Source organism: Acidobacteriota bacterium (assembly GCA_016195325.1).
In the GTDB taxonomy this organism is placed as follows: domain Bacteria; phylum Acidobacteriota; class Polarisedimenticolia; order JACPZX01; family JACPZX01; genus JACPZX01.
This window is the reverse complement of record JACPZX010000007.1, coordinates 1-15,631: the sequence shown is the minus strand read 5'-3', so window position 1 is coordinate 15,631 and position 15,631 is coordinate 1. Positions and strand designations below refer to the sequence as shown.

Below are 15,631 nucleotides of genomic sequence, written 5' to 3'. Positions count from 1 at the left end.
CCGCGTGCGTCATCGCGATCGTGATCGTCCCGGGGTCCGCAGCGCCCCAACGATAGTGAGCTCCACCATCATGCTATTCCAGTGCCTATATTGCAATTCTCAGAGATGACACGCGGTGGAGTCACTCACCCGGGGAGGAACGTCCGCGCGCCCGATCGCTCATCCGCTGCCGCGCGATGAGCTGGCGAGGACTCTGGAGACCAAACTGATCAAAGCCGGAGGTGACGGCGGGGCGCCCTACATGAGATTCCGCGTGTGGAGCGCGGAGAGCGACTTGGCCTCGACCGACGTGAAGCCGAGCCGCTCGAGGCGGCGCCGGCGGCCGGTGTCCATGTCGCTCTGAAGCCCGAGGACGCGGTCGAATCCGGCGGCGAGGTCTTCGGGCTCCCACGATCCGGCGGCCAGCACCACGAGCGCGTCGAAGACCTCCTCGTTGAGGCCGGCCGTGTGCCGCAGCGCGTCGTGCCGCCTCACGACGGCGGCGGCAAGACGCGGGCGCAACCCCGGCTCACGGACGACCTGGCGCTGGAGGTGCGCGAGACCGAACGCGACGTGACGGGCCTCGTCCTGCGCCGCGAGGCGCGACACCCGGCGCGTCACCGGATCGGGTCCGTGGGCGTCGAGAAACCTCAGGAGTGAGAGGAACGAGCCCTCTCCCAGCACCGAGAGCAGGAACGATGCGAGGGCAAAGTCACTCTCCTCGATCAGAGTCTTGAGCGAGGCCTGGCCCCCGGCCGTCGAGAGGCCCAACTCCTTTCGCACGAGAAGCGCGCGGCGGGTGAAGACCTCGACGTGGCGGGCTTCGTCGGCCGCCTGGATCGCGAGCAGCTGGACCACCTCACGAAAGTGCGGGTGGACTTTCGCGAGGAACGAGGCCGGGATGATCAGAGCCGCCATCTCGTTCTCGATGAGGTAGGTCATCACCTGGACGACCGCCTCCTCGATCTCCTCGGGGTGGGTGATCGGCGCGCTCCAGTCGATGGCCGTCGCCGGATCCCACTGCGCGGCGGCGGCCTGCGCGTAGAGCGAGGCGGCCTCGTCCGCCCAGACGGAGTCTTTCAGATTGAGCGGAAACTCGAAGGCGGGGCTCCCCTGCTCGACGCGTGCGCCGCGGGCCGCGAGCCCCCAGCGGGGCGAAGGATGATCGACGACGGCCCCGGCCGCCGCCGGGTCGGGAGAGCCCGCCGTCTCCGCCCCGCTCCACCTACCGACCTCCGCCCCACCGCGCGTGACGATCGCCACGATCGAGCCCGGCGGAGCCCCTTCGCCGGGGGCGACGACCTCGAGCTCGTGACCGCGCGCGCGGCACCACCCGCGCAGGTGCACGGCGAGCTCCGGGCTGCGGCCGGCCACCTCGAGACGGTCGCCCACGGGGATGTCGCGAAGCCCCCGCTTCAGAAGCAGGTGCCCGCCGCGATCGAGGCCGAGATCTCCCAGGTCGATCCGGGGCCTCGTCACGCTCACGGCGCCATCCGGGCGATCCATCCCTCGAGCGTCCCGAAGGCGTCGACCGCACGGTTGAGCTGGGCGTACCCCTCGACGCGCCCCGGAAGCCAACGCTTCAACCCCTCGAGATCGAGAAGCGGCCTCACCGCCGGGTCCTCGTACGTCATGCCGAGCAGGAGATCCACGAACCGCCGGACGAGATCGGCCGGCGCCTCGTCCAGGACCGTGAAGTTGCAGTGGTCGAAGGGCGGGGTCTGAGCGAGAACGCGCGTCGAGCCCGGCGGCAGCGTCCCTTCCTGCGCAAAGGCGAGAAGGTTGGCGTCGAGGAGACACGCCGCGTCCGCGCGCCCCGCCATCAGCGCGCGCGCCGCGTCGCGTTCCCCGCCGACGTGATCGCCGTGCTTTCCGACGAGCACGTCGTGCCTCTCGAGGCGGAAGTCCCGTTCGGGGCGCGGGCCGGCTTCCGCGATCAGGAGAAGAGGGATGAGCGTCGCCTGCGGCGAGTCCGACGCACCGACCGCCACCGACTTGCCGGCGAGGTCCCCGAGCGACCGGATCTTCGAGCCGGCCTTCACGACGACGATCGAGGTCAGGTCGCGATCGGTGTCGCGCATCGCCAATGCGCTCGCCCTCCTCGAGACGCGCAAGGAGGCACGCTCCGCCTCGATCCAGGCCAGCGGCGAGTTCCACGCGACCTGGACCTCGCCCGAGAGGAGCCCCTCGACCTGCCGCTCGTAGTTCGAGTAGAGGACGAAATCGAACGGCAGATCCCGATCGAGGAACCAGGACTTGAATCCCTCCCAGATCGTGACGACCTTGGGATCGTACGCGACGGCGCCGAGGATCAGGGTCTTCATGCGCGCGCCCGTCAGAACAGCGGCAGGCCGCACGCGGCCTTGCCGATGAAGTCGTAGAGCTGGTCGGTGGTCGGCGCCATGACGCTCGCGGCCTGCGCGTCGCGGAAGTACCGCTCGACGGCGACGTCCCTCCGGTAGGCCGCCCCGCCGCAGACGCGCATCGCCGTGCCGAGCACCTCGAGCGCCGTCTCGGCCGCGGCCGCCTTGCACTCGAGGACACGCAGCATCGCGTCCTCGCGTCCCGACTCGACCGCGTCGATGGAGTCGAGGAGGAGCGCGCGGGCCATGTCGGTCCGCACCCGCATGCGCGCGACGTAGGCCCGGATCGTCGGGAGATCGGCGAGCGACGAGTCGATGTGGGCGTAGCGGCTGCCGGCGGCATGGCCCGCCGTCCGTGCCACCGCGGCTTCCATCAGCCCCACGGAGAAGGCCGCGTTCATCAGATTGAAGGCGGGGAGGACGGTCTGCATCATGATCGCGAACCCCTCGCCGTCACCCCCGAGGCGCGACGCCTCCGGAACGACGACGCCCTCCGCCGTCACCGCGCGCGAGTCGTTTCCCCGCAATCCCAGCCCGTCGTAGGGCGCCGGCATGCGGATCCCGTTCCAGTTCGAAGGGACGAGCCAGAGCGTGCTCGCCCCCTCCGCCGCCACCGGCCGGCTCGACCAGACGTAGGCCGTCGCGCTCCCGGCGGAGGTGATCCAGCTCTTCTGGGCGTTGAGGATGACCCGGCCGGCCGCGGCCCGCGTCGCGGTGCTCGTGGGCGCCCAGAAGTGGCTGCGCGATCCCGATTCGGAGAAGGCGAGCGTGCTGAGGTGCCGCCCCGAGGCGATGGCCCGGCGAACGTCGTCGGGGCCGTGCTTCTCGATGACCGCCGTCCCCGCGTAGTGCATCGCGAGGACCATCGCCGTCGACCCGCACTCGCGGGCGATGCGCTCGACGGCGAGCGCCGCGGCGCCCACCGTCAGCCCCATCCCGCCGACTTCGCGGGCGCTGACGAGACCCATCAGCCCGCCGGCGGCGAGCGCATCCATGGACGCTTTCGGGAAGGCGGCGGTGCGATCGACGGCCTCGGCGTGCTTCGCCACGACGTCGGCCGCGAGGACGTCGACCTGCTTCTGAACTGCGGGATTGGGCTGCGGCATCGCTGACGCTCCATGCTCGAACGCCCCGCTCGAGGCGGCCGGCGTGTCGAGCGGGCGTCAGCCTCGGGTGAGGGGCCTTCGAAGGCGGGGCCTGAGTCCCTCAGGCCATGTGATGGTTCAGTGCCGGATCGGTGTCGTCATCGGGTTCCTCACGGCGCGGGCCGGCATTGGCCTCGCGACCCGGCGACTATAGCCGACGGGCGCGGTGCGCTCCATCATCGCCCGCGCGCTGGAGACGGCCGGCCGTTGTCTACTTGAAGTTCGTGATGAGAACGACGTCGGTCGTGATGTCGCCCCGCACGAGGTAGAGCTGCTTCCCGTCGGCGGACCAGTCGTAGCTGAAGACGTGGCCGGTCTTGAATTCGGTGATCGGCTTCAGGTCGCCCCCCGCGAGTGGAATGCTGAGGATGTTCTGCACGCCGTCCACGGCGCCGATACAGGTCAAGTCCATGCCCGCGGGCGCAATTCGATTCCCCGGACCTCCCAGGCAGCGTGGTGGACGTTCGAGCCAGCGGATGGGGGGACCTCCTTCCGCCGGGATCTGATCGTACCCCACCCTGTGCCTGCCGCCTTCCTCCCGGGATGACGGAAGGAAGAGAAACCTGCCGTCGGGGGAGTAGATCGGCCGGCCGCCGCTGACGATGGGCTCATCGAGCTTTTCGGGATCGCCCCCGTCGAGGGGCGCTTTCCATCGAGAGGTTTCCGCGCCCTTCACGAAGACGACCCACTTCCCGTCGGGAGAGACCGCGAACGCACGCTCGTCGCGATCGGTATGCGTGACCTGTGTCGGGTTTCCGCCTTCGGGATCCATCTTGAAAACGTGCCGCGCCTCGTTCGGCTTCGCCGCGGTGAAGACGATGATCCGGGCCCCGCCCGGAACGAGGGGCCCCTCCGCCCACACGCTGTCGGGTGAGATGGGCCTTCGGTCCGTCCCATCGGGGGCCATGCTCCAGATTCGTCCTGCAGACGCAAAAACGATCGCTCCCCACGGAGTGCCTGCGATGGCGGTCGGAGTATCCCCGATTTCGGCACCGGAGACGATCGGCGCGGCGGCGCCGGGCTTCCCGGCCGGCGCAACCCAGATGTCGGAGGTCACGACAGCCTGAATGGTCGCCAGCGTCGAGGTGTCGGCTGACACGCTGAGTTGAACGTGTTCGTTCAAGTCGTTCGTGACTTTCTTCGCCCGTCCATCCGGGTACGACATTAACCAGACCTGCTGGGTCTGGTCGTCCCCTTTCCGGCCAACCACGGCGAGTCCGCTCGCGTCCGGAAGCCACTCGAGCGCGTTGACGGTCTCCCACCGGTCGGTGCCGATGCCTGACTCGTTTCCGCCGGCGACGTCGAACTCGACGAGCTCGACGCGTTCCCCTCCTTCGAACTTCTTCAGCGCCGCCGCGACGCGCAGGCCGTCCGGCGACCACGAAAGTGCCGTATTCACGCTGAAGCCATCCGGGAACTTCGCGACAGCCAGCTGCTTCTCCTGCGTCCCGTCGGCGAACGCCGTCATCAACGCGCTGTCATGGTTCGGTAAGCCTCTCAGAAACGCGACGCGCTTGCCGTCGGGCGAAAAGGTCGGGGGCGAGTCGATGTCGAAGAGGATCTTTCGCGGCGCCCCGCCGAGCGTTGGAACCTGGTAGAGCGCGCTGTAGTTGCCGTAGTCCTGATCGGTCATCATGTAGTAAAGGAAGCTGCCGTCCCGCGAGAAGACGAGACCTCGGGTCTTCCTCGTATTCCACAACCGGGCCTGCTCGGGAGCGGAGATCCGGATGTCGCTTCCGGTCGCGACCTGCCTGATCCAGAGGCCCAGATCTCCGTTCTTGACCGCGACGTACGCCAGGAACTTTCCGTCCGCGGAGAGGCCCATGTCCTGGAGGTCTTTGAGCGTGGCCAGCTTCGTGAACTTCGGCGACGTACGCGCCCCGGCGCTCTCCCGCGCCCCCGCGTCCCGGCGGAGCACTTTCCATGCGCCGATGCCCAGGCCCGCCAACACCACGACGCCGAGCGCGGCGAGCGCGACCCACCTCCGCCCCTTGACCCTGGGCGCCGTCGCGGCCTCCGCCCTCCGGAGCGGCTGGCTCTCGGTGTCGCGCTTGAGCCTCCGCAGGTCGACCGCGAGATCGCGCGAGTCGTGGTACCTCTCCCCCGGCTCCTTCTCCAGGCACTTCCCGACGATCCGCTCGAGCTCCGGCGGCGCCTCGGCGTTCACCTGCGACGGCGGCGCGACTTCCTTGTGGAGGATCGCCGACATCACGTCCATCGACGTCGCCCCCCGGAACGGCGGCGCCCCCGTCACCATCTCGTACAGCACGATCCCGAACGAGAAGATGTCTGAGCGCGCGTCCACGGGAAGCCCTCGAGCCTGCTCCGGGCTCATGTACGACGCCGTCCCGAGCACCCTCCCCGCCTGCGTCATCTCGTCGGAGATCGTCGCGAGCTTGCTCCCCTCGCCCATGTCGGGCCCGGGCTTTTCGTCGAGGAGCTTCGCGAGGCCGAAGTCGAGGATCTTCACGCGCCCCTCGGCGGTCACGAGGATGTTTTCGGGCTTGAGGTCCCGGTGGATGACGCGCGCTTGGTGCGCCGCCGCGAGCCCCTCGGCGATCTCGACGCCCAGGCGCAGCGCCTCCCGGAGCGCCATCGGTCTCCCGCCGACGGCGGCGCGGAGCGTCTGCCCCTCGACGAGCTCCATCGCGATGAAGACGACGCCGTCGGCCTCGTCGATCTCGTGGACCACGGCGATGTTCGGGTGGGTGACCGCCGCGGCGGCGCGCGCCTCGCGGAGGAACCGCAGGCGGCGCTCCTCGTCGGCGAGCTTCTCGGGAGGGAGGACTTTGAGCGCAACGACGCGCTGGAGCTTCGTGTCCTCGGCCCGGTAGACCACCCCCATCCCGCCTTCGCCCAGGCGATCGAGGATGCGGAAGTGGGAGAGCTGCCGGCCGATCACTTGAGGAACCAGGGGAGGACCGTGAAGCCGTGAAGCGAGAGGGGGCGAGCCCCTCCGTACACAAGCGTACCGCGCTTGTTGCGATTCCCCGGCAATCCGGTCCACCACCTCAGCGCGTCCACGGCGTCGGCGGCAACGGTGAGACCGGACTTCACCTCGACAGGAAGCAGCCGATCTCCGAGATCGATGAGACCATCCAGCTCGTGGCCGGTCGCGTCCCTCCAGAAAAAGAGAGGCGGCTCGCGTCCGGCGTTCTCGAAGCCCTTGATGATCTCGCCCATGACGTACGACTCGAAGATGGCGCCGCGGAGCGGGTGCCGCTCGAGCACGGCGGGACTCTGGATGCCCAGCAAGTGGCAGGCAAGACCGGTGTCGAGGAAGTGGAGCCGCGGCCTCTTGCGCAACCGCTTGCGAAAGTTTGCGTGATGCGGAGGGAGCAGCGTCACGATGAACCCCACTCGAAGGGCCGTGATCCACGCCTGCGCGGTCGGCTGGCTCACCCCCGTGTCCGCGGCGAGATCTGCCAGATTCAACTCCTGTCCCGTCCTCGCGGCGGCGAGCCGCACAAAGCGCTCGAACGCGTCCAGATCCAGCACGCGGAGAACGTCCCGCAGATCCCGTTCGACGTACGTCCGCAAGTAGTCGGCCAGCCAGCGCTCCGGTGGCAGGCGCTGATCGTGAATTCTCGGGTAGAAGCCGGACCAGATCGTGTGCCAGAGTTCAAGCTTCGGCGGAACGACCTTCCGGGGGGGCGCATCGAGACGTCGCGGGTCCACGGCGCTTCGTCCGGTCAGTTCGGCGAGCGTCAGCGGGAGGAGGCGGAGGACGGCCGTCCGACCCGCCAGCGTCTGCGAGATCTTCTCCATGAGAATGAGGTTTTGCGATCCGGTGAGGATGAACCGGCCGGGACGGCGGTCTTCGTCGACGGCGCTCTGCACGTATGACAGGAGCTCCGGTGCCCGTTGAACCTCGTCGAGAATGACCCCGCCGCGGAAAGCCGCCAGGAATCCGAGCGGGTCTTCCCTCGCTCGCGATCTCTCGTCCGGCCGCTCGAGGGACACGTAGACGTGCCGCGGAAAGACGGCTCGAACGAGAGTGGTCTTGCCCGACTGGCGGGGCCCGGTCACCGTCACGACGGGCATGCGGCGGGCCGCCGCCTTCAGCTCCTTCGCGAGCGCCCGGAGGAACATGCGGGGATCCTGACGCACGCCCTTGGCCGTGTCAAATTTAAGATTAGATCTTCAAATTGACACACTCCATCGACCTCACTTCCCCTGCAGGTCCGCGAACCAGTTGAGGACGACGCGTATGTTCGGCGCCCTGGCGTCCAGCTCCTCGTTCCGCATCATCATGAAGCGGCTCCCGTCGGCGGTCGCATCGAAGTTGGGGAAGTCGACGTTGGAGAGGAGCCCCTCGTACCCCGTCCGGAAAAGCACGCGGGGTGAGCCGGCCTCGAAGGATGGGGATGTTTTCGCGCTCGCGGCCATAAAGTTCTGTCCGCTCCGGAAGAAGATGCCGGCGCCGTGGCTCGGCCAGATGGCTTCGCGCCCGCCGTCCAGCGAGATCTGCCGCTTGCCGCCCGGGCCCGGGAAATCGGCGACGTAGACTTCGAAGCGCCCGCTCTCGTCGGAAACGTAGGTGATGTACCGGCCGTCCGGGGAGAAGCGCGCCCCCCCTTCGAGGGCGGGAGTCTTGAGCCATGGGGTGGGCGTCGTCTTGCCGTCGATGGGCATCACCCAGATGTCGGCGTTGTGATCGGCGCCGTGTTCCGTGAAGGCGAGCCACCGTCCGTCCGGGGAGATCGACGTCGGAACCCAGGTCTTCTCGCTCTCGACGAGCGTCTGACCGCCGCCACCGTCCGGCGAGCTCCAGACGAGGCGGGTCGCGGCCCTCGTATCGGCATCGCTCAGGTATCGCTTTCCGTCCGGGCTCCAGACCGGCGCGCCGTTGTCGCTCGCGAGGCGTTTCAGACCCGCCTCGCGTGTGGAGGTGAACCAGACCCCCGAGCGATTGCTCCCGATGCCGGTGGTGAGGACCTGCTGGCCGTCGGGGCTGAGCCTCGGGTACCGCATGATGATCGGCGCCTGCGTGAACTCCTCTGCGTGGCCCGCCGCGTCCATCCAGACGAGATCGGTCTTCCCGCCGACGACGCCGCCGGGAAGGTACGCCAGCGTGCCGCTCGCCGAGACGGTGAAGAAGGCGGCCCCGGTGTTCGCCTGGACGGCGATCCCCTCGACCAGCGTTCGCGCCGCGCCGAGGATCTTCAGCGTCTTCGCGTCGAAGGGAGCGGCGAGAAGCGACCCCGCCTGCACGTAGACGAGCTGCCCCGACGAGAGAACCCGGGGATCGGAGCTGCCGTCGAGGATCTTCGTGCTCTTCCCGCTCGCGATCGAGTAGGCCCAGATCGCGGCTTCGTCGAAGTTGAAGGCGCCGCGGTGCGCCGAGTAGACGATGGTCTTCCCGTCTGGGAGGAAGTGCGGGAATCGGTGGCTCCACTCCCCGTTCGCCTCGTCCAGCTTCGTGAGCGGAACGAGGGCCCCGCCCGAAGCGCTCACCGTGGAGAGCGGGGCGAGCTGGGCCGGAGCCAGCACGATCGTGTCGTCGGGGCCCCACGCCGCGCCCCGGAAATCGAGAAGCGGGGCGAGCGTCTGAGGGAGCCCGCCGCCGTGGACCGAGACCTTCTTCAGCTTGCTGTCGGCGCAGAAACCGATCCATTGCCCGTCGGGCGAGAAGAAGGGGCCCTCGGCCCCCTCGGTGCCGGAGAGCGGCGCCGCCTCGAAGCCGCCCAGGTCCCGGATGTAGAGGCGCCTCACACCCTCGTGCACGCCGACGTAGACGAGCTGCGATCCGTCGGGGGAGAGCGCCATCGGGCAGAGGAAGCTCCCCGCTGCGAGAGGAGCGTCCGCGGGAAGGGCCATGTCCATGCGGATCGCGCGCGCGGCGCGCGGAGGAGCCGGACGCATCGCGATCCACGCGCCCGCCACGCCGAGGAGCGCCCCCGTCACGAGGGCCGCCGCGAGGAGGCCGGTGGGGCGCGGACGCGAAACCGCGGTCCCCTCGAGAGCTGGCGCGCCGATCTCCGCGGACGATCTCCCTGCGAGGATCTCCTGGATCTCGATCCGCGCCTCGCCGATGTCGCGCAGACGCGTGTTCGGATCCTTGCGCAGACAGCGCTCGATGATGCGGCGCACTCCCTGCGGCGTCCCGGCGGGGAGGGCGCCCAGGTCCGGCTGCTTCATGATCACCGAGGCGAGCGTCTCGGTGACCGAGTCGGATCGGAACGGCTGGCGGCCCGTCAGCAGCTCGAAGAGGACGACACCGAACGACCAGACGTCGGCGCGGCGATCGACCGGCTTTCCCTTCGCCTGCTCGGGGCTCATGTAGGCGGCGGTCCCCATGATGATCCCGGCGGCCGTTCCGCCGGAGGTCATCGTCGGGGATCGCGACGCGTCGGAGGATCCCGACCCCGGATCCGGAAGGACGAACTTCGCGAGGCCGAAGTCGAGGATCTTGACCCGTCCCGAGGGAGTGAGCCGGATGTTGGCGGGCTTGAGGTCGCGGTGGATGACACCGTTCTCGTGAGCCGCCTCGAGCGCCTCGGCAACCTCGACCGCGATCCCGAGCGCCTCCTCGATGGGAACGGGACCGCCGAGGATTCTCGCGGAGAGATCCTCCCCCTCGACGAGCTCCATCGCGAGGAACCGCTGACCGGCGTCAGAGTGCAGGCCGTAGATCGCCGCAATCCCCCGGTGATTCAGAGACGCGAGGAGCTTCGCCTCCCTCTCGAACCGCTGGAGGCGGTCCGCATCGGCCGAGAAGGCGGGAGGAAGGAACTTGATCGCCACGTCGCGATCGAGCGACGTGTCCGCCGCTTTCCACACGACCCCCATCCCCCCTTCGCCGATCTTGGCGAGGAGGCGGTAGTGGGCGAGCTTCTGTCCGGGCTCGAGGGTCAGCGGGGCATCCTCCGCGCGATCGAACGTCGCGTGCTCGACGGGCTGCGGCCCATGGTGACGGCGCGCGGGGGATTACACAAGCTTCGACGTTTCCGGCGCGAGCCCCCGCGCCTCACCCTTCGCCTTACCGCCGCGGAGTCTTCCCTACGGGATCGGGACCGCCTGGCTCGCCAGGAAGGTCCGAGCCCTCGTCGTGTCGAGGCGCGCGACGACGTTCTGCATGCGGCACTGGGCGTCCGCGTCGATCGCCACACCGGCCGCCACATTCGCCGTGCCGGGCATGAAGGCGGTCGCCCCGTTGTCCAAAGCACCCCGCTTGCCGCACAGTTCCGCGATTCCCGTGGCGGGGTTGATTGCGATATCGAGCGTGAACTGGTCGGCGCTCACCTTGACGAGATTGGAGACGACGTCCAGGCGGCCTCCCTGATACGTGACCGCCGTGATCGGCGTCCTCCGTGGGAGATTCGACACCGCGCCGGCCGCCGGCAGGAGCGCCGGGCTCGGAATGAAGACCCCCGGCGGAGCGCCTGCGCGATCGAGGATCAGGACCCCGAGGAGCGGGGTGGTCTGCTTCTTCCCTCCGGAAGAGGCGGCATCGGTCGCGGAGGAGGAGACGGCCACGAAGCTGTTGACCGGGTCCTGGAAATCGAGCGGAGTCTCGTCGAAGGAGACGAAGACGTGGTGCGTGGGGTCGCCGTTCAGGAAGCTGCTGACCCCGTCGGCGCACGCGGCGGAGGTCACCATCACACGATCGGACACCAGAACCCCGTGGCACGCGGGGTAGGAGATCAGGAATCCGTCCATCCGAAGACCGACGTCTCCCACGAACGGGTGAGACCCGCCGTCAGGTGACGCGGCGAGCGCGGAAGCCGTCCACGTGACGACGAGCCATGCCAGACAAAACCCCAGTCTCGTGAGCCTCATGCCGACCATGTGCCCCCCTTTCAATGATGTAACAGCAAGACGGGTCGCCCCGATATACCGCGAACCGATGGAGCGGTCAACGGAAGTAATTACCCTCGAATGAGCGTGGGGAGCGTTCAGGTTCGCGAGGGCCGGCCGCGCCGACCAGGGGGATGGAAGGGGGTCGTTCCACCCCATCGGGGTTCCGCCGGCCTTGACGCGGCCTCTTCCAGGTCCAGATTTGTCCGAGTCAATAGGTGCAGGACCTCGTGTCCCGGACCGCGAGACATCCGATAAAAACCGGACAACGGCGCCAGGCGAAGAAGGATGGTTTCATGAGCGAGACGGCCATGGGGAACGAGATCCGCGCGGCCGTCTACGATCTGCAGCGTTACCTCGGCGACGAGCTCGCGCCGATGATGGTGGCCGACTCGGTGCTCCTGCTGATGGAGCACCCGCCCGGCCTCCTGGCCCCCCAGATTCACGCCTGGATCGGCTCGCAGTACGCGCGCGCCGGCTCGAGCTATTCGGCCTCCGATTACCTTTACCACGCGGTCAAGAAGCTCCATGTGCTCTGCGAGCTCGATCTGATCGGCGCGGAGCGCCTGCGGGAGTACCTCAAGCAGCTCGGGGAGACCCTGCTCGAGGACTGCCCCGAGGAGGAGCGCGAGAGGCTGAGGCAGCAGTTCGGCCGGCTGGGCGAGTCGACCGCGGTCATGTCGGGCGGGCACGTGGACAAGATCTACCAGGTGGCCGGAGCGGCCTCGACCGGCTCGACGATCGCTCCCGCCGTTCGCAGGGAGTCCGCGCCGGCGGGCGACCGTGAGATGAGCCGCGCGCTGCGCCGCTTCTCCCTCCTCCTCGAGCGGCTCACGGGAAGTGCGACGGTCGGCGTCAGCGGTCGGGCGGACCCCGAGATGGAGCAGATCAAGACGCAGGCGGTGGTCACCGCCGCCGTGCAGGCGCGCAACGAGACCGAGCTTCAGGATCATCTTCGCCGGCTGGGCGGCGCCGGGCTCGATGCGCGGACGGAGCAGATCTTCCGCATGCTCAGCCGGAGCCTTCCGGAGTGGAACGTCCCGCTCGGCGCGCTCGAGGCAGGCGGAGCCGCCGGCCCCGTCCAGAATCGATCCATGGAGGCGATGCGCAAGCTGGTGGCCCTGGCCGAGTCTCCCGAGGAGTGGGCCCGCCGGTTCAACGATCTCGTGCTGGCGGCGATCGATCAGTTCAACACGGGATCGCTGGCGCGCGCGGCGACGATCCTCGACCTCGCCGAGCGCATGCTGATCGGCCAGGAGCGTCACCAGGACGTCGTGAAAGCCATCCGCCGCCGGGCCCACGAGGCGATCAAGGAGGCGCCGTTGCGCGCCCACGCGGAGCGGCTCGAGGAGCGCTCGGTCCTGCTCCGCTTCATGAACTTCTTCCCCGCGATGACGCCCGAGGGGCTGCTGAGGCAGCTTCACGACGAGAAGAAACGCGAGCGGCGGTGGCTTCTCCTCCTCCTGCTCGAGGCGCACGGCGCCAGCGCCCGGAACGCGGCGGTCGAGGAGCTCGAGGCCTTCCTTCGCGGCGACCGGAACGAGCCCCACGGATTTCACCAGCGGAATCTGATCCACCTGCTGCGGCGCATCCCGGCCGGCGACGCGGGGCCCGCCGAGAAGGAGCTCGAGGCGCTCAGCCGGCTCTCGAAGCTCGATCAGCCGGCCATCGTCGTCCGGGAGGCGATCCGCACGCTCGGCCCGGTCGCGCACCCCAGCGCGGAGCGCGTCCTGATGACGCGGCTGCGGGAGATCGAGGCCGCCGCGCTGCGCCAGGCCCCTTCCACCGACGGCAAGCCGAGCCCGCTTCTCGAGCTCCTCGACGCCTCGTGCTCGGCCCTTGCGCTGCAGCGGACTTCGGGGTCGCTCGGCGCCGTCGTGCAGCACGGCCTGCGCGAGGAGCCCTCCCTCGGCGACGCGCGCGCGCGGCTCGATGTGCTCGGCGCCCAGGATCTCTCACCGTGGCCGGAGCTCGTCGAGAGGATGCTCCATGCGGCGCGCGAGCGGATGCCGAGAAAGATCCTCGGCCTCGTGATCCAGAAGCAGGAGAGCCTCCCGCACCTGATCCGCGCGCTCGCGGGAACTCCGCTTCCCGCCGTCCGGACGCTGCTCGAGGAGATCGTCGCGAAGTACGCCAGCCAGGATCTCGCGGTCGAGGCCGCCAGAGCGCTCGAGGCGCTCAAGTCGGCCGGGCCCCGGGCGGAACCGCCGCCGCCGGGGCTCACGGGCGACGTCGGCCTCTTCGGCCTCCCCAACCTCTTCCAGAGTCTCTCGGACTCCCGCGTCACCGGGGCCCTCACGCTTCGCGACGAGCGCGGCCGGATCTGCGGCACGGTCGCCTTCGCCGAGGGGAAGATCGGGAGCAGCGAGTACACGCACGTCAAGGGAGAGGACGCCCTCTACCAGCTCTTCGAGAAGCCCGAGGCGCGCACGTTCGCGTTCCAGGCCCAGGCCGCGCCGGCGGACGGCGCTCCGGCCGAAGGGCTGATCGAAGTGATCCCGATGCTCATGGAGGCGATGCGCCGTCAGGACGAGTACCAGCAGGCGAGAGTGCTCGTCCCCGACGGCTCGGAGCTCCGGCTCTCTGGAACCAAGCCGACGAAGCTCGAGGAGGAGGAAGACCTCAAGCTGACGCAGCTCGTCTGGAGCAAGGTGGTCGCGGGCGCGTCGCCCGAGCAGTGCGAGGCGCAGGTTCCCGTGGATGCCTTCAGGGTCCGGCGCCTGCTGGCCCACTGGGTGGATTCGAGAGTGCTCCAGATCGGAGCCGCCGCCGCGACCCCGCCCGCGCCGCAGCCGGTCGGCGCGTAACGCGCCCCGGATTCCGCCGGGAGTCCCGGCGAGCTACCTGAGCACCAGACCCCTGAGAATTCTCACGGACTCCGGCGGCCCCACGAAAAGATCCTCGGGGAAGCGCCGGCGGCTCCTGATGGCGGCGAAAATCCTGTTCGACACCTGCATGTTGAGCGAGCGTCCCGCCTCGTACTCGAGCTTGAGATCGAGATCCCGGTTGGGCGCCGTGTCCGCGAGCCATGGCGCGAGATCCTCTCCGCGCCCCGCGTAGGTCGCGAAGAGCGTCAGCGCCGTCCCCATCTGCACGTCGGCGAGCGACCGGGCGAGGCGCGGGTTCTGCCGAATTCTCGACTCCGCGCGGAGGAGATCGATCCGCATGGGCTCCACCTGCGCCGCCATGACCGCGTCGGTACCGACCCGCGTCGCGTCAGCGCTCCAGATCGTGCCGCCCGGGAACGCCTCCATGAACGTGCGGAGCTCGATCTTCACGGCCTTCTCGCTGGTCTCGTAGAAGGGGAGCCACTGGGCCACGACCCCCCCGGGGTTGAGATGCCGCCTTTCCAGCTCGTACTGCTCCTGCGTGTAGAGCGCCGCCACCCCGCGCACCCATGGGTGAATCGGGTCGGAGGTGATGACGTCGAATTTTTCGCCGGTGGTGGCGAGAAAATGGCGGGCGTCGTCGAAGACGACCTGAACGCGCGGGTCCTCGAGGACATGGTGGTTCGCGTCGCCGAAATACCTGGATGCGGCGTCGAAGACGCGCGGCTCGATCTCGCAGATCACGATCCTCTCGACGCCGGGATGGACCACGAACGAGCCGGCGGTGACCGCGGCGCCCATGCCGATGACGAGGACCGATCGCGGGTTCGGGTGAATGAGCGCCGGAATATGCCCCATCATCCGCTGCAGCCTCATGTCCTCGGGCTCGGTCGTCGCCTCCACCTTGCCGCTCACGTGGAAGTACGTGATCCCCTCCTCGCGCTGCTGCACGGCCACCGTGGAGACCATCCCCTCCTCGAGATACGGCACCCGGCCGATGATCTTCCACTTGTCGAGGTTGCGGCCGTACGTGAGCATCGCCACGGGGACCTCGGGGAGGAGCGCGATCGAGATCGCCGTTGCGCCCATCACGGCCAGGAGGCCTGGGATCGGCTTCGCGGGAAAACCGGGGAGCCCCGGGAACGGCGCGGGGGCGTTCCCATCCCCCGCCGATCGCGGGAGTCGGCGCGGGAGGAGATGGACGAGAAGCGCCGCGCACCCGGCGACGGCGACGAGCACCTGCTGCGAGGCCCGGCTTCCGAGGACGGGCACCCCCAAGAAGGTGAACGCCAGCGCGCCGACGAGGGCGCCGAGCGTGTTCGCGGCGTACACACGAGCCGCGGATCTTCCCGTGTCCGCCGACTTCGCCCCGAACGCCGCGAGCGCCAGCGGGAAGCTGGCCCCCCACAGGATCGCCGCGGGAAGGATCGCGGCGGCGCACCGGAGGAGATCGACCGCCTGGACCACCAGGATCGGCCGGTGCAGATCGGCGCTCCAGTACGGGATGACGCGGGTG

The 15,631-nt window shown here is 69.1% G+C and carries 9 protein-coding genes; 1 reads left to right on the top strand and 8 read right to left on the bottom strand.

Annotation, left to right across the window (positions count from 1 at the left end):
• Positions 1-237 precede the first annotated feature (237 nt).
• From HY049_01120 to HY049_01090, 7 genes are all read right to left on the bottom strand, one after another.
• Positions 238-1,485 (bottom strand): ferritin-like domain-containing protein, encoded by a 1,248-nt coding sequence (locus HY049_01120; GenBank protein MBI3447510.1) that lies wholly within the window; start codon positions 1,483-1,485, stop codon positions 238-240.
• Positions 1,461-2,303, bottom strand: coding sequence for a PhnD/SsuA/transferrin family substrate-binding protein (locus tag HY049_01115; protein ID MBI3447509.1), 843 nt, complete (start codon positions 2,301-2,303; stop codon positions 1,461-1,463). The genes HY049_01120 and HY049_01115 overlap by 25 nt, the downstream gene beginning before the upstream one ends.
• 11 nt (positions 2,304-2,314) lie before the next feature.
• The gene (locus HY049_01110) at positions 2,315-3,448 is read right to left on the bottom strand and encodes an acyl-CoA/acyl-ACP dehydrogenase (GenBank protein ID MBI3447508.1); all 1,134 of its coding nucleotides are present in this window, start codon (positions 3,446-3,448) and stop codon (positions 2,315-2,317) included.
• Between the two features lie 250 nt (positions 3,449-3,698).
• Positions 3,699-6,389 carry a serine/threonine-protein kinase gene (locus tag HY049_01105; protein MBI3447507.1) on the bottom strand — a complete coding sequence of 897 codons (2,691 nt, stop codon included), beginning with the start codon at positions 6,387-6,389 and terminating at the stop codon, positions 3,699-3,701.
• Positions 6,386-7,579: an ATP-binding protein gene (locus HY049_01100; GenBank protein ID MBI3447506.1), complete on the bottom strand. Its 1,194-nt coding sequence runs from the start codon at positions 7,577-7,579 to the stop codon at positions 6,386-6,388. The genes HY049_01105 and HY049_01100 overlap by 4 nt, the downstream gene beginning before the upstream one ends.
• Before the next feature lie 75 nt (positions 7,580-7,654).
• Complete coding sequence (locus HY049_01095) at positions 7,655-10,279, bottom strand: serine/threonine-protein kinase (GenBank protein ID MBI3447505.1); 2,625 nt, start codon at positions 10,277-10,279, stop codon at positions 7,655-7,657.
• A gap of 210 nt (positions 10,280-10,489) precedes the next feature.
• Positions 10,490-11,278, bottom strand: coding sequence for a hypothetical protein (locus HY049_01090; GenBank protein ID MBI3447504.1), 789 nt, complete (start codon positions 11,276-11,278; stop codon positions 10,490-10,492).
• A 305-nt stretch (positions 11,279-11,583) separates the two neighbouring features.
• Between HY049_01090 and HY049_01085 the strand changes: the two genes are divergently transcribed.
• Entirely contained in the window at positions 11,584-14,094 is a 2,511-nt protein-coding gene (locus HY049_01085; GenBank protein ID MBI3447503.1) for a DUF4388 domain-containing protein, read from the top strand.
• 33 nt (positions 14,095-14,127) lie between these two features.
• Here HY049_01085 and HY049_01080 read toward each other — a convergent pair.
• Positions 14,128-15,631, bottom strand: a 1,504-nt coding sequence (locus HY049_01080) for a fused MFS/spermidine synthase (GenBank protein MBI3447502.1), incomplete at its 5' end; no start/stop codon positions are given.

Bases quoted from the DNA above. Each gene is read 5' to 3' on its own strand.
- HY049_01090 (MBI3447504.1), bottom strand. From the start codon at position 11,278: ATGGTCGGCATGAGGCTCACGAGACTGGGGTTTTGTCTGGCATGGCTC.
- HY049_01085 (MBI3447503.1), top strand. From the start codon at position 11,584: ATGAGCGAGACGGCCATGGGGAACGAGATCCGCGCGGCCGTCTACGAT.
- HY049_01115 (MBI3447509.1), bottom strand. From the start codon at position 2,303: ATGAAGACCCTGATCCTCGGCGCCGTCGCGTACGATCCCAAGGTCGTC.
- HY049_01095 (MBI3447505.1), bottom strand. From the start codon at position 10,279: ATGGGGGTCGTGTGGAAAGCGGCGGACACGTCGCTCGATCGCGACGTG.
- HY049_01120 (MBI3447510.1), bottom strand. From the start codon at position 1,485: ATGGATCGCCCGGATGGCGCCGTGAGCGTGACGAGGCCCCGGATCGAC.
- HY049_01110 (MBI3447508.1), bottom strand. From the start codon at position 3,448: ATGCCGCAGCCCAATCCCGCAGTTCAGAAGCAGGTCGACGTCCTCGCG.
- HY049_01100 (MBI3447506.1), bottom strand. From the start codon at position 7,579: ATGTTCCTCCGGGCGCTCGCGAAGGAGCTGAAGGCGGCGGCCCGCCGC.